This is a genomic window from Brachyspira hampsonii (assembly GCF_001746205.1).
Taxonomy (GTDB): Bacteria; Spirochaetota; Brachyspiria; order Brachyspirales; family Brachyspiraceae; genus Brachyspira; species Brachyspira hampsonii_B.
On the sequence record NZ_MDCO01000012.1, the window covers coordinates 321560 to 336927 of the forward strand.

At 26.3% G+C, this 15368-nt stretch carries 16 protein-coding genes; 12 read left to right on the forward strand and 4 right to left on the reverse strand.

Features of this window, described 5'->3' with window-relative positions:
- Positions 1-645: 645 nt before the first annotated feature.
- Positions 646-1026, reverse strand: a complete 381-nt coding sequence (locus tag BFL38_RS10490) for a PepSY-like domain-containing protein (RefSeq protein WP_069726993.1) — start codon at positions 1024-1026, stop codon at positions 646-648.
- 362 nt (positions 1027-1388) lie between these two features.
- On the opposite strand from BFL38_RS10490, the gene BFL38_RS10495 reads away from it, so the two are divergent.
- Positions 1389-1568: a hypothetical protein gene (locus BFL38_RS10495; RefSeq protein WP_069726994.1), complete on the forward strand. Its 180-nt coding sequence runs from the start codon at positions 1389-1391 to the stop codon at positions 1566-1568.
- Between the two features lie 56 nt (positions 1569-1624).
- Entirely contained in the window at positions 1625-2479 is an 855-nt protein-coding gene (rarD, locus tag BFL38_RS10500; protein WP_069726995.1) for an EamA family transporter RarD, read from the forward strand.
- Between the two features lie 502 nt (positions 2480-2981).
- Here rarD and BFL38_RS10505 read toward each other — a convergent pair.
- Entirely contained in the window at positions 2982-3728 is a 747-nt protein-coding gene (locus BFL38_RS10505) for a hypothetical protein (protein WP_069726996.1), read from the reverse strand.
- Positions 3729-3745: 17 nt separating this feature from the next.
- The gene (locus BFL38_RS10510; protein WP_069726997.1) at positions 3746-4405 is read right to left on the reverse strand and encodes a hypothetical protein; all 660 of its coding nucleotides are present in this window, start codon (positions 4403-4405) and stop codon (positions 3746-3748) included.
- A gap of 202 nt (positions 4406-4607) precedes the next feature.
- On the opposite strand from BFL38_RS10510, the gene BFL38_RS10515 reads away from it, so the two are divergent.
- From BFL38_RS10515 to rsmA, 4 genes are read left to right on the forward strand one after another with little or no spacing between them, the layout of a single operon-like run.
- Positions 4608-4913, forward strand: a complete 306-nt coding sequence (locus tag BFL38_RS10515; protein ID WP_008724720.1) for a hypothetical protein — start codon at positions 4608-4610, stop codon at positions 4911-4913.
- A 10-nt stretch (positions 4914-4923) separates the two neighbouring features.
- The gene (locus tag BFL38_RS10520) at positions 4924-5358 is read left to right on the forward strand and encodes a tetratricopeptide repeat protein (protein WP_069726998.1); all 435 of its coding nucleotides are present in this window, start codon (positions 4924-4926) and stop codon (positions 5356-5358) included.
- Positions 5355-7082, forward strand: coding sequence for a tetratricopeptide repeat protein (locus BFL38_RS10525; protein WP_069726999.1), 1728 nt, complete (start codon positions 5355-5357; stop codon positions 7080-7082). The genes BFL38_RS10520 and BFL38_RS10525 overlap by 4 nt, the downstream gene beginning before the upstream one ends.
- Entirely contained in the window at positions 7072-7917 is an 846-nt protein-coding gene (rsmA, locus tag BFL38_RS10530) for a 16S rRNA (adenine(1518)-N(6)/adenine(1519)-N(6))-dimethyltransferase RsmA (protein WP_069727000.1), read from the forward strand. Before BFL38_RS10525 ends, rsmA begins: the two co-directional genes overlap by 11 nt.
- On the opposite strand, the gene BFL38_RS10535 is transcribed toward rsmA, so the two are convergent.
- On the reverse strand, positions 7914-8465 hold the full coding sequence (locus BFL38_RS10535; RefSeq protein WP_256097252.1) for a hypothetical protein: 552 nt from the start codon (positions 8463-8465) through the stop codon (positions 7914-7916). The two genes, rsmA and BFL38_RS10535, sit on opposite strands and share 4 nt — an antisense overlap.
- Before the next feature lie 180 nt (positions 8466-8645).
- Here BFL38_RS10535 and pyk point away from each other — a divergent pair, with 180 nt between their 5' ends.
- The 6 genes from pyk (at position 8646) to BFL38_RS10565 (ending at position 15368) form a co-directional block, all read left to right on the forward strand.
- Positions 8646-10079: a pyruvate kinase gene (gene pyk / locus BFL38_RS10540; RefSeq protein WP_069727002.1), complete on the forward strand. Its 1434-nt coding sequence runs from the start codon at positions 8646-8648 to the stop codon at positions 10077-10079.
- A gap of 202 nt (positions 10080-10281) precedes the next feature.
- Positions 10282-11670: a sodium-dependent transporter gene (locus BFL38_RS10545; RefSeq protein WP_069727003.1), complete on the forward strand. Its 1389-nt coding sequence runs from the start codon at positions 10282-10284 to the stop codon at positions 11668-11670.
- Positions 11671-12052: 382 nt separating this feature from the next.
- Positions 12053-12469, forward strand: coding sequence for a PaaI family thioesterase (locus tag BFL38_RS10550; RefSeq protein WP_069727004.1), 417 nt, complete (start codon positions 12053-12055; stop codon positions 12467-12469).
- A gap of 425 nt (positions 12470-12894) precedes the next feature.
- Complete coding sequence (locus BFL38_RS10555) at positions 12895-14043, forward strand: M20 metallopeptidase family protein (protein WP_069727005.1); 1149 nt, start codon at positions 12895-12897, stop codon at positions 14041-14043.
- A gap of 49 nt (positions 14044-14092) precedes the next feature.
- The gene (locus BFL38_RS10560) at positions 14093-15061 is read left to right on the forward strand and encodes a radical SAM protein (protein WP_069727463.1); all 969 of its coding nucleotides are present in this window, start codon (positions 14093-14095) and stop codon (positions 15059-15061) included.
- 112 nt (positions 15062-15173) lie between these two features.
- Positions 15174-15368 carry a hypothetical protein gene (locus BFL38_RS10565; protein WP_008724735.1) on the forward strand — a complete coding sequence of 65 codons (195 nt, stop codon included), beginning with the start codon at positions 15174-15176 and terminating at the stop codon, positions 15366-15368.

A 15368-nucleotide genomic window follows, 5' to 3' on the forward strand; every position in this document is an offset into this window, starting at 1 on the left:
AAATTATTTTATCATATATAGTTTTTCAATTTTAATGAATATACTTTTTTTGTCAATACATACGGTATATATGTTTATTCAATTACGCACGGTGTGAAGATTATTATACATAATAAAAATTATCATTTTAAATAAGCAGATATTTATAATTTTATTATTCGTGCGGTAAATATATTTTTAAACTTGAATAAATCTAGGGTGGGTGCTGCAATAACAGTTTGAAACTAAAAAGAAAAATAATATAAATATGACTGATAAATATAAAAAGCCTAGAGGGCGGGAATATGTAATTTCATTTTTTTAAAATTTTATTTAAACTTTTTGTATAATTAGAAGTTTAAGTCACAGATTTGATTTTGAATTTACTTACGAATTTTGTATACAATTTGAATTGAGTTTATAATTGATGAAAATATATAATCTTATACTTATCTTAAAATTAATAAAATAAAAATGCAATCACTCAAAATTAAAGCGATTGCATTTTTATTTACTCTTTTTCATATATCTTCTTAGTTTTCTATTATTTTATTATATAATAGTTTTTTGTCAATACCCTATATACCTTTATTTTTATTTTTTTAATAAAAGATCTGAATATATTCAAGCCTTTATTTATATTTAGGAGATACAAAATAATAAAAGTTATGCCATTATTAATTGTCCGTTATTTCTTATGCGTATTTCTAAAGAATTAGTTAATCTTATTTTGTAGAATTCTATTCTTTTACTTACTTCAAAAATATAAGCATTATTATATTTTTTCATTATGTTTTTTATTTTGCTTGCTATATTTTTTGGAAGTATGTTTTCAGATAATTTATCATCACTGCTTATATAATTCCAAGTTCCATTTTTGTCGAAATTGATATAAATTCCATTATTTAATTTTATCTCATATTGTTCTTTTCTTATGTCAATATAAACTATTTTAGCTTTGCTGTAATTAGAAGCAATAAATCTTCTAATATTTTCAGGTAATTTACTAGGAGTAATTTTAATAAAAAGGTTTAAGTTGTTAGTCATAATATATCTCCTTATGTTCAGTATTGTAAAATCTCTTTATATTCATAATTATAGCAGAATGTAAAAATTAAGCAATATTTATTTACAAATAATTTACACTAAATTTACAAAACATATAATGACATTATCATCACTATTATTAAAATAAGTAAAAGAAGTAAAAAATACATTTTCTTATTAATAAAATTCTTTTTCATGGTACAATCCCTAAATAATTTTTTTTATTATTGCTGATTATAAAATTAGCCGTTTATTTATAGATTTAAAAATTATTCTATTATTTAAAATTATATACTTATTAATTTTATATGCATTCTTGATGTGATATAATATTTTGAATAAAATTAGGCAAATTTTTTTTGATGCTTGGTACTTATATAACGAGTTCATATTATTGGCTTGGCTTGGCTTGGCTTGGCTTGGCTTGGCTTGGCTTGGCTTGGCTTGTGATACCTAAGCGAGAATTAAAAAATAACAAATCAAACATATTTACATTCTATAATATAAATATGATTTTTTCAATAAAAAATTATTCATATTGAAAATATTTTCATTAAATTTTATTATTACATACAAAAAAATTATATTGGATATATTTATGTCAAATAATAATAAATCTATTTTGCTAGCTTTAGCTGCATATATAATATGGGGGCTTCTTCCTTTATATTGGAAATCTGTTCAGAATTTTGATTCAGCATTTGTATTGGGTGTAAGAGTTATTACTACTTTTATATTTACTTTAATAATCATTATATACAAAAGAGCCAATTTATACAGAGGTGTTAAGCCTTTAATATCTATAATAATAGCGGGTATCTTTTTAGGAATTAATTGGTATTTATATATTTATACTGTTAATTCAGGGCATGTTCTTGAGGCAGGACTTGCTTATTATATAGCACCTATTTTGAGTATATTAATAGGAATAATATTTTTTAGAGAGAGAAAGACAAAATTAGAATATGCTGCTATTATTTTAATGTTTATAGGTATGCTTTATCAAACAATTACATTGGGAAAACCTCCTATTATGGCATTTTTTATAGGGCTTACTTTTGCTATATATGGTATTTTCAAAAAACTTACTATATATTCAAGTTGGGAGAGTTTATTTTTGGAAACAGCTGCTATAATTATACCGTCTATAATTTTAAGTAAAATATACTTTCCTTCTTCAAGAGAGCCTATTCATACTTGGGTATCATTAATGTTTGCCGGTGTTGCTACGGGAATACCTTTATATTTATATGCTAAGGCTGCTAAAGGACTTGAAGTTTCTACACTTGGTTTTTTACAATTTTTACTTCCTCTGTTTGCTACTTTGCTTGCAATTTTTGTTTATAAAGAAGAAGTTAATTTGAATAGAGCTATTACTTTGATTATAATAATGCTTGCTGCTGTTCTTTATGCTGTGTCTATATTTAGAAATTCTAGAAATAAAAATAATTAAATATTATAGTATTTTATAGCTGCTTTATAAAATTATAATTTTGTATTTTGTTTTTATTGATACGCACGGTAAAGAGATTTTTATTTTAATATAGTTAATTATTCAGTTTAAATTATTAACTAGTTTTTTATTATTCGTGCGGTTTATATTCTAAAAATTTAAATAACACTTGGGTGGGCATGTTTTTCTGTTTAAAGTAATTAAGAAAAATAAAGTTAAAATATGAAAATAAATCAATAAGGCTATAGGGTGGGGAGTTAGAATAAAATTAAAAAAATTATTTACAATTCCCGCCCCATTAAATTAATTATTTTTATTTTGAGATTTTTACTTTAAATAAATTCAAGGCTTAATTATGAAATGCACTCCCGCCCAAATTTTTATTAACCTTATAAAATTATTTTACTATTCTACGCACGTTTAACCGATTATTTTTTATAATATAGATTATAATTTATAACGTCTTGTATATCATCATTTTTTTCTGCGTGCGGTTTGCTAATTATTTTTCTATTCTTTTTCTGAAATATCTTGATAAATCTACAGGTGTTTCTTCAAGCCAAGATGACATAATGCATTCATATTTACCTTTACTTTTACTTAATTTGTAAATTTGATATTCCACTCTTTCATTACTTCCGCCTACTATCTCTCTTGATTCTACAAGCATTTCATATATTCCGTCTCCGTCAATATCTTCAAAAATATTATCCATTTGAGTGATAACAGAGCTTTTCATAGAATTAATTTCTTTATAAAAAACTACATCTGCAATGAATTTTATACTAGCACCATCTATCCTAAACATATACATATATATGTCTCTATCCTGTCCGTCATCATTTATGATATAGTATTTTATTATTCCGATTTCATTTTTTTTATCATAAAAATTTTCTAAATCTATAGCTGCATTTTTTCCTATTCTATCTGTCTTATAAGAAAATTCTTCATTATCTTTATTGTATATAGATATTTTATCTCCCTGAGCAGAAGACATTAATGCTATAAATTCATTACCTTCTTTAGGAAGAACATCGGCAATAACTATAGAATACACTTCATATCCTTTGGCTTGAAGCTCAGATTTTAATTTTTCAGCCTGACCATACTCAGCATTATTTATGTTATCGCTTTTATAATAAACAATTTCTCCATTGTTTGAAAGATTGAATAAACTCTGCACATCAATAGAGTAAAGCGGCATAGTTAATATTAGTAAATTGATAATTGATAATATTTTTTTCATAATTTTCTATCCATTTATTATTTATAAGTTTTTATATCAACAAATTCTATTTCAGAATTAACTTTTCCGTCAGAACTTTTATATTTAATTATTTTAGGCAAAGTATAATCATCTATTTCCTGATAAGAAATATTTACATCATATATTCTAGAGTTCTTATTATAATATTCTGCTCTTTCTATTATATAATTATCTTTGTTTACTGTGTAAGTTACACTATAGTTCTCATTTTCTCCTTTTGCTCTAAGTGTTATTTTGTATTCATCTTTTTTGTCTTCTATATTTTCAAATGTAAATTTTTTGGATATAGAACTATAATTATTATCATTTCCAACTAAAGTATAAAACCCAATAGTTTCCAAAGCTCCTTCAAATACAGAAAACATGTTTCTATAAAAACTATCAACATTTTCAAGTATTATTGTTGGCTTATATCCCTTCTCAAAAGTAAATCTTAATTTTATATCATCTTTAGTTTTCGCATAACTTTTTGCAGGAATAGTATCTATTTGTCTTTGTACTATTTTACCATCTATATATGCCTCAAATTTTCTAGGGTACATTTCTGAATATTTTTCTTTTATTTTTTCGTATATATCCTGAAAATTGGCCTCTTGTGAATATATGTAACTATATGCACTGCATATTATAATTATTATTAATATTATTTTTTTCATACTTTTATTATTCTCGTAATATTTTTAATTAGCAGTAATAAAAAATAATTTTATGTTTTTTATAAAAACTGAAATTTTCCTATTAATATTACCGAGATTATCTTATATTTATATTACCACTATTCATACATTATAATCTTGACTTTAATTTTAAAGTTTGTTATACTCTTAGTATAAAAAATATAATTTATGGTAAGTATTTATGAGCGAAGAACAAAATGAACAATTGTCAGAAACAGGTATATATTGTGCCAATTGCAGATATTGTGTTTTATTCAGAAAAGTAAGCGGTATAGATGGTAATCAATATTTGCTAAGAGTAAAATGTGCACAAGAGCAATGGCGTAAAAAACTTGGCGAAGAAAAAATGTACAAGTATTTTACAGTAGCAAGGCGAACTGTAGAAAAATGCGATGACTATAAGGAAATGGGTGATTTAAGAAGTTTCCTTAAGACTTTGCGTAAAAGTTTACCTGTACGAGATGAAGTTTATACTATAAAGAAATAATGGATTTTTAGTGAAAAAAGATTTTATTTTTTTAGCGGCGGTTGTTTTTTTATTGATTTCATGTGCTTCAGCTGTTAAAATTTCTGTAGAGGAAGAACAGTATCCTAAAATAATAGCTGAAAAAGGGTATACTGAATTCGGTAATAAAAATTATAAAACTGCTATAGCCTATTATCAGTACATAATAGATAATTTTGATAGAGAAAATTATGCTAAAGATGTTGCTTGGGCTTATTATGAAATAGGGTTTTGCTATTATTATCAGAAAAAGTATGAGGAAGCTTTAGAATATTTTGATATAGTTTTGAATAATTTTACGGTTTTGCCGCCTAAAATTTTAGCTCAAAAGGTTATTCAGGATATTTATGAAGAAAAACCTAAATTAAAACCTCCGGAAATTATAGAAGAGGAAATAGAAGTTATTGAAGAAAATATAGACTCATGAAAAAAGAAAGTAGTATTACTAAGAGTATTATATTAAGTTTTCTATTACTTAGTATTTTAAGTATATTTGTTATACTTTTTGTATATATCTTGTATAGAAGAGGAGAAGGAGAGGATTATGCTCTTTCTACTTATATTTTGTACAGTTTGGTATTTTTTAAAAGCTATATACCCTATGTAATAGCATTATCAGTTTATTTTTCATTTTTTAGAGCTAAATATTTACATCAGGAAAGTATATCAAAGGTTATAGCTTATCCTATAGGATTAATTGTTTTACTTGTTTGTTTTTATGCAGTATATGATTATTCTTTCACCAATATATTTATTTCTAAGCTGAAAGAATATAATAGCATTAGAGAAGCAAAACTATATTATGAATATGAATTAAAGCTAAAAAATGAGGCGTATGAAGCAGCAAGAGTAGAATTGATGGCAGGAAATTTGGATGCTGCATCTAGTTTAGCAGAAGAAGCTTTATTTTACGATAAAAATGATGGAAATACTCTTTTGCTCATTAAATCCATACAAAAAGAAAAAATGCTTAAAGAGGCTGAACTTCATAAAGAAAAATTTAATAACATAACTAATTTAATGAGTTTAGGTACTAGAGAGTTCAGTTTATCTAATTATAATTCAGCAAGTAAATATTTTAGTCAGGTATTGGAATTGGATAATAATAATCCTATGGCATTGTACTATATGAATAGGATTAATATAGCTATGAATAAAAAGCCTTTGTATTATGGTAATCTTACCCCTCAGGAGGCATCTATATATGCTAAATTATCAGAAGCTATTGATATGTATGAAAGCGGATATTTATGGAAGGCTTATGATAATATTTCTAAGCTTTATTTGAATTATCCTAATATAGCTGAAATAAATAATTATTATTCTATTATAAGAGATGCTATAAGCAGATATGATTTCTTTATTAAAGAGGCACAAGAGGTTAGAGATGCGTATATTGATAATCCTGATTTATTGAAATATTCTTCTGATTTTAGTCATAATGGTATAAATTTGATGTTAAGTAAGAATGTTTTGCTGTCTTCAGCAACTAGTGCCGTATTTAAAAATGGTTTGTATATATTTGATATTTCACTTATAGAGTTTGATGATGAATTGAAAATTGTAAGATGTGATAATTTTTTATATGGAAAAATAGCTGACTCTTTTAATTCTACAAATAATGTTAAAAATATAATATTGAAGGCTTATTTTGATACTAATAAAAATGAATACATATATAATGACGCTGTTAGCATGGTTATTCCTATTAATATATCATACAGTACATTAGATATTATTAAGAATTATACTTCTATAAATTTAAAATATGTTAATTTATTAGAACTATTTACATTAAGAAATGAAATCAAAAAGATTGGATATTCAGATAAAGATATTAATTTTGAACTTTTAGTTAAGAATATAGAACCTATAGCTTATTTATTTTTATTTATGATAATAGCATATTATTCATTCAGATTTAGACTTGCAGCCTCTACTGATAAATTTCATTTCTACAATAGAATTACAGGTGTTTTAGGTACCTTATTATTTGTTATAGTTTATAAAGTTTTAATAAATTATCTTGTAATGTTAATGTTAATGGCATCCCATATAACTATTAGTGTTATTATTGTTGTTATTATATTTGCATTCCTTATACTATATGTTATATTCCAAATGGCCAGAATTCCTAGAGATGTTAGATAATTTATATTCAAAAAGAGAAGTTACAGAATATTTGAAATGCAAGTCTATATTTCCTAATAAAAATAGAGGTCAGAATTTTTTATGCGATAAGAATATAGCATATAATATTGCAAATACAGTTCCAAATAATTTGCTGAGATCTGAATATGCATTAGAGATAGGAGGAGGGCTTGGTTCTTTAAGTAATATGCTTTATTCTATATATAAAAATAATCTTACTATAGTAGAATATGATAATGCTTTATATAACCATTTAATAGAAAAGTTTAATAATATTAATATAATACATAAAGATATACTAACATTTAATATTCCAGATTCAGAAAGAAAATATGATATATATGGAAATATACCATACAATATAGCAAGTCCTATAATAGAATGGCTTTTATATGAATCTTATGATAAATGGAACTATGCTGTATTTATGGTTCAAAGTGATTTTGCCCAGAGACTTATAGCAAAAGAAAATACGGAGAACTATTCTTCTTTAACTTTATTTGCGAATTTTATGTCTGATATTAAATTGGAATTTAATGTTTCAAAAGATGTGTTTTATCCTATTCCAAAGGTTACTTCATCAGTTATAAGTATTATACCTAAAAAGGCTGATATTAATATAATTGAAGTATTTAAATCTGTTTCAAAGACTCTATTTCATAATAGAAGAAAAACTATACGAAATAATTTTATTAATTCCCCATATTTGAATATAGATAAAGCATATATTGATGAAATATTTAATAAGGCTAATATTGACGGAAATATAAGAGGAGAAACTTTGCCTATAGATAAAGTTATAGAACTTTCCAATATAGTAAAGGAATATATTTAATTATTAGTATTAGAAGAATCTACAATTCTAACAGATTTAATAATATTTTCTATTTCTTTATCATCTTTTTTGCTATTAGCATTGTACATACATATTATTTGAAGCAGTCCGTTTTCATGAACCATTGAAAAAGATTTATGATAAGTTTTATTAGGACCATAGTAAAAACTAAGTAAAATTTTATAAGAATCGCTTGGTCCTTCTACAAGTCCTTCATTAACTATTTCAAATTCTTTAATAAATTGATTGTTTTTTAATCCATTTACTATATCGTTTCTTGCTTTTTCTAAAGTTATAGCTCCATTATATATAGGCTTATATTTTGTATATGCAACAGTGTATATAGCTGTATTTCTTTCTACTCCATAAGATTCATTGAATGCCACTGTATTATCAATGGCAACTGTACCATCTAAGAATCCTACTTTAAAATCTTCCGGCACATCTACTGCTATATTTGTAAGAGTTATAGTTTTAGTTCTTTGACCGCATGAAGAGAATAATAATATAATTGAAATTATTATCAGAGTATTAATTAAATTTTTCAATATTTTATCCATACTAATATTATATACCATATTATATATTTTTAAAGTAAAAATTATAATATATTTATTTTTTTTATAAAAATAAAAAATTATTTTTAATTATTGAATTATTTTTTTATATTTAAATATATATTTGATTTTAATTTTGAATGAAAATAAGAATTGAAAGGATACTTTATAATGAGAAAAACAAAAATAATAGCAACTTTAGGACCAAGATGGTCCAATGAAGATATGATAAGAAAGATTATAGAAAATGGTGCAGATGTATGCAGGTTAAATTTTTCTTTTGGAACTTATGATGAGCATTTAGAGAGAATAAACATAATAAGAAAAGTATCGAATGAGTTAAAAAAACCTGTTGCAATATTAGCAGATTTGCAAGGACCTAAAATAAGAATAGGTAAATTGAAAGAGCCTATTACTGTAAAAGAAGGCGACATAGTAAAACTTAGCGGATATAAAGAAACTAATGATGAAAGTATAATACCTACAACACATTCTAATATAGCCCATGATGTAAAATCTGGTTCTATGCTATTAATATCTGACGGTACTATACAGCTTATAGTAGAATCAAGTGATGAGGCTTCAAAACTTGTTGTATGTAAGGTTATAACAGGAGGTACTATATTAAGCAGTAAGGGTATTAATCTTCCTGGGGCACATGTTACAACAGAAGTTCTTACTGAAAAAGATGTTAATGATGCTTTATTCGCTGCTAAGAATGGGGTTAATTATTTAGGAATGAGTTTTGTAAGAAAGGCTGAAGATGTTATTAGGCTTAGAAGGATATTAGATGATAATAATCTTAATGATGTTGGTATTGTTTCAAAAATAGAAAATACTGAATCGCTTGAGAATTTAGAAGATATAATAAAGCATTCTGACGGCGTAATGGTGGCTAGAGGAGATTTAGGAGTAGAAATACCATTTGGAGAAGTACCTGTTTGGCAGAAAAAGATATTAAAAATGGCAAATGATATAGGAAAAATCACTATTATAGCAACCCAAATGCTTGAAAGTATGACAAAAAGTCCTGTGCCTTCAAGAGCTGAGGCTAGTGATGTTGCTAATGCTGTTTTAGATGGTACTGATGTTGTTATGATGTCTGCAGAAACTGCTTCTGGAGATTATCCTATAGAATCTGTTAAAGCTATGGTTTCTATAGTAGAGGCGGCGGAAAGATCTGTTATAAGAGATTTGCATGAAAATATGTCTTATTTAGACAGGGGAGTTAATGATGCATTGACTGACAGTGCTTCTTATTTATCATATTGTTTAGATAATAAAGTTATTATTGCTCTTTCAAGATCAGGACATACTGTTAAAAATTTATCTAAAAAAAGACCTAAAACGCCTATAGTTTTTATGTCTGCTGATACTGATTTATGTAACAGGCTTTCTATATGTCATAATGTTTATACTATACTCATGCCTGAAGATTTGAATTTCAGTGCCGGTATAAGTCATGGCGGACAGATTGATATACTCGAAGATACATTAATCAAACATAATTTAGCTAATCATGGAGATATTGCTATAGTTGTCAGCGGAAGCAAATGGCAGGGAAGATGGCAGGAAAACAGTGTTCGTGTAGTTGTAATACATTAATTTATATATTATATGGTTTTCAAGGATTACTATTAATTATAGTAATCCTTTTTTTAATCTTTTATTAATTATATGTTTATATAATTGTATTATATAACAAAAAATTAAATAAAAAATTAATATTTTATAAATTACTGCTTGAAGTAATTTTGAAATTTTGTATAATATTATGATTAATAAAAACTTTATGGAGTGGTTTTATATGGATAATGAAAAAAGAGAGAGGTTATCTAATAGAATTGGTTTTATTATTGTATCGGCCGGATGTGCTATAGGGCTTGGCAATATATGGCGATTTCCTTATATAACAGGAAAATACGGAGGAGCTCTTTTTGTCATTATATATTTAATATGTTTAGCTATTGTAGGGCTTCCTATACTTATAATGGAATTTAGTATAGGAAGGGCAGGACAAAAAGATATTGCAGGTTCATATAAGGTAATAGAGAAAAAAGGTTCCAAATGGCATTTAATCGGCTATGTGCAAATGCTAGGCTGTTTAATACTTATGATGTTTTATACTAGTGTTACAGGCTGGACTATCACTTATGCCTATTATATGGCTTCAGGAGTTACTTTGGGACTTACACCTGATGGTATAGCTGAGTTTTTTGGTAAGATGCTTTCAAATCCTGCGATAATGGTTTTCAGTTTATTCATTGCTGTATTTTTAGGAATATTGATATGCTTTAAAGGACTGCAAAAAGGCGTTGAAAGGGCATCTAAAATTATGATGTCGTCATTATTTGTTATAGTAATAGTATTAATAATTAGATCTGTTACTTTAGAAGGTGCTGTAGAGGGTATAAAATTCTATTTGCTTCCTGATTTATCAAAAATGGTTGATGGAGGAATAGAGAAGTTTTTTGAGGTTATATATGCAGCTTTAGGGCAGGCATTTTTTACATTGGGAATTGGTGTAGGCAGTATGACTATATTTGGAAGCTATATAGGAAAGGAAAGATCCTTAACTAATGAATCTATAATAATAGTGATATTAGATACTTTGATAGCATTTCTTGCTGGGCTTGTTATATTTCCGGCTTGTTTTGCATTTGGAGTTAATCCTGGGGAGGGAGCTGGTTTAGCTTTTGTAACATTGCCTAATATATTTAATTCAATGCCTATGCCTAGATTATGGGGGACATTGTTCTTTTTATTTTTAGCTATGGCTGCATTAACTACTGTTATTACTGTATTTGAAAATTTAATAGCTTTTACTATGTCTGAATTTAATATGCCTAGAAATAAGGCTTCTATATTAGTGGGAATAGTAGTATTTATATGTTCGCTTCCTACTGCTTTGGGTTTCAATGTATTGTCATTCATACAGCCTATGGGACAAAATACTAGCTTTTTAGATTTATTTGATTTTATAGTAAGTTATAATTTGGTTGAGCTTGGAGGTATATATATAATAATATTCTGTGTATCAAAATATGGCTGGGGCTGGGATAATTTTATTAATGAAGTAGATTCTGGTTTAGGAATAAAATTTCCTAAATTTTCCAGATTTTATGTAACTTATTTTCTGCCTGTAATATTATTTGCTATGTTTATTATTAATTATATATATAAATTTTTTATTTAGAGTATTGAATTAAATATTATAGCCAAGTATAGTTTTATACTTGGCTTTACTTATTGTTTTTATAGTTTTTATTCGTTTATATAGTCAGAATAGTAAATATTGTCTTTAATATTTTTTTATGTTATACTTATAATCATCAAATATTTTCTATAGATAATTTAATAATAAAAAATTAATTAAATTTCTAATTACAAAATATATTTATTTAATATCAGGTTCAGTTACTATAATATTAATTGAATTTTTAAATAATAAAAGCAGATTTATAATAGTTATATAGGTTAAGTGATATGTTAATCAAATTTTGTAAGATTGATAAAAATATAAATTGAGTATTTTATAAAATAAATTATTTCTTAAAATTATATTAGGAGTTATTAAGATGGGAGAAAAAGAAATTTTTGAAAGAATAAAAAAAAGATTTGAATCTCAGGATTTTTTATCTTTTGTTGGAATGAAGCTTGAACATGTAGAAAAGGGAAAAGCCGTAATATCATGTGAGAATAAAAAAGAGTTTTCACAATATTTGGGATATATGCATGGAGGTATGGTTTCAGCTATTGCCGATACCGCAGGAGGTCATGCTGCTGCTACTATGCTTGAGGAGGGATATAAAACAGTAACTTCTGAATTGAAAATACACTTTTTAAAGCCCGTTGTTTCTAAAAAAGTAATAGCTACAGGAGAGGTTATAAGTGCCGGTAAAAAATTAATCATAGTAGAAGCTGTTCTAAGAGATGAAGAAGATAATATGCTTGCTAAAATGATAGCTACTATGTTCGTAATAGAACCTTCTTAAAAATTATTTTTATAGTGCAGATATTGTAATAAGGTTTTAAAATATATTTTCATTCCCCGCCCATTTTTATTTATTGCATTTATTTATATTTTAATGCTTATTATTTTATCAATTAAATATAATTTTTAAAGCACCCACCCTAGCTTTATTTAAATTTTTTGTTATTTATACCGCACGATAAATAGGAATTAGTTTACAATTATTCACTGAATTATTAATTAGTTTAAATTTAAAATCTATTTACCGTGCGTATGTATCATAATATTAATTTCATAAAGAAATATAATATTTATATCTAATATTTGTTTTAAGTATTATGATTTTTAGTTTGATATGTCATAAAAATAAATCTATATATAATTAAATTATTGACTTAATAATTTTTATTTATATACTAATACAAAATAATTATTAAGGCAGATAAAATGGATTACAAAAAATTAAATGATATTATAGTTTCGATGAGAAGAGATCTGCATCAAATTCCTGAAGTTGGAACAGATCTTCCTCAGACAAAAAATTATGTTACAAATAAATTAAAAGAATTAGGACTTTCCTATAAAGAATCTTCACTTGACAGCGGATTAGTCTGCGATATAGGAAGCGGAGATAATGTGGTTGCTATAAGAGCAGATATGGATGCTTTACCTATACAGGAAGAAACAGGATTCGAATATGCTTCTAAAAACGGAAATATGCATGCGTGCGGACATGATGTACATACTGCTTGTCTTTTAGGTGCGGCACATTACTTGAAGGAAAATGAATCAAGGTTGAAAGGTACTGTAAGACTTGTATTTCAGGCAGCAGAAGAATTGGCAGTAGGGGCACATAATATGCTTAATTCAGGTTTACTGAATGGAGTTAAAGCTATAGTTGGCACACATATAGGTACTTTGTCTGCAGATACACCAAGCGGAGAGTTTATATTAAAAGAAGGTCCTTTAATGGCTTCTAATGACAGGATATTTATTAAAGTTATAGGAAAAGGTTCACATGGAGCATATCCTCATCTTTCTGTTGATCCTATTCTTACAGCAAGTCAAATAGTACAGGGTATTTATAATATAAAAAGCAGAGAAATACTTGCCACAGAGCCTGTTATAATATCTATATGTATGATACATGGCGGAACTCAATATAATGTAATACCTACAGAAGTAAATATTGAAGGTACTTTCAGAACTTTCAGCGAGGAGAATAGAGCATTCATAACAGAAAGAATAAAAGAGGTGGCAGAATCTATTGCAGTAGCCAACAGAGCCAAAGCTGAAGTTGTGATAAAAAGAAGAGGAGCACCTGTTGTTAATAATGCGAAAATATACGAGCAGTTAAATGAAGTTTGTAATGAACTTGGATTTAAAAAAGCATCTCATTATAGTTTATCTATGGCTGGTGAAGATTTTGCTGATTATTTGGAGAAGATTGAGGGAGCTTTTATATTATTTTCTACTATGACAGAAAAGAATATAGCTCATCATAATAGTAAATTTGAAGTAGATGAGTCAAAATTATATCAGCCTCCTGTTTTGATGAGTGAATGGGCTATTAAATATTTAGAAAATAATAAATGATTATAATTAAAAAAATTAATATATTGATTAAAAATTATTGGGATATGCTGTGAACTATAATGAAAAACATTTAAAAAAAATAGATGAAGCCCTAGAAAAAGCAGAACTTCTTTATGATAAATGTATTTGCTGCGGACATATATGCAATGTTAATCGCAATGAAAATAAAATAGGCAGATGCAAAATTTGTGAAGATACCAATCATATAAAAACTGCATCTCATACTTTGCATTTCGGAGAGGAACCTATGATTGTAGGCGAAGGCGGAAGCGGTACAGTATTTTTTTCTAGCTGTAATTTGAGTTGCGTATTCTGTCAGAATTATCAAATAAGTTCTGAAGGATTGGGTGATATAATTGATGTTGAAACTTTGTCAGATTATTTTTTGGATTTAGAAAGACAAGGTGCAGAAAATATTAATCTGGTGAGTGCGACGCATGTTATTTATCCTGTGTTAAAAGGTTTAAAAATAGCTTTAGAAAAAGGGCTTAATCTTTCTATAGTTTATAATACCAATGGTTATGATACTAAAGAGTTATTGGATTGTTTAGACGGTATTGTAGATATATATTTACCTGATTTAAAATATGTATTTGATGATAAGGCTTTTAAATATTCTAGGGCTGAAAATTATTTTAGCATTGCAATAAATGCAATAGAGATAATGAAAAAGCAAATCGGTGATTTAGTTGTTAATGAAAAAGGCATTGCTGAAAGCGGGATAATAATAAGGCATTTAATACTTCCGAATAATGAGTCTGATTCTTATGATGTATTAATAGAACTTAAGGAGAGAGGTTTTTTAAATACGGCTATATCTTTGATGTCGCAGTATAATCCCAAATTTAAAGCTTGTAATTTTGAAAATATAAACAGAAAGCTGTATAAAAAAGAGTATGATGATTTAGTTGATTATGCTTTGGATTTAGGATTTGAAAATTTATTTATTCAGGAAATTGAAAGCTCTGATAATTATAATCCTGATTTCACTAAAGAAAAACCTTTTCAGATGCAGTGATATATATTTATATTTTAAATTTAATTAAATGGTTTTATTTTGACAAAAATATTATATGATGTATAATATATAATGAGTATAGTGTTATTTATTAGATTTTAAGGAAGAAACTATGAATAAAATTTTTTCACTTTTAGAAAGCGAAGAAGTTGAAAAAAGACTAGAAGCTCTTGAAGAGTTGGCAAAAAATGTAGAAAATTCCGATAAAACTACTGTAATTAAAGCTTTAAAGCCGCATATATTAGATTGGGATGAGAATGTTCGTCTAAAAGTGGCTCAAGTATTAAAATTGTATACGGGACAATAA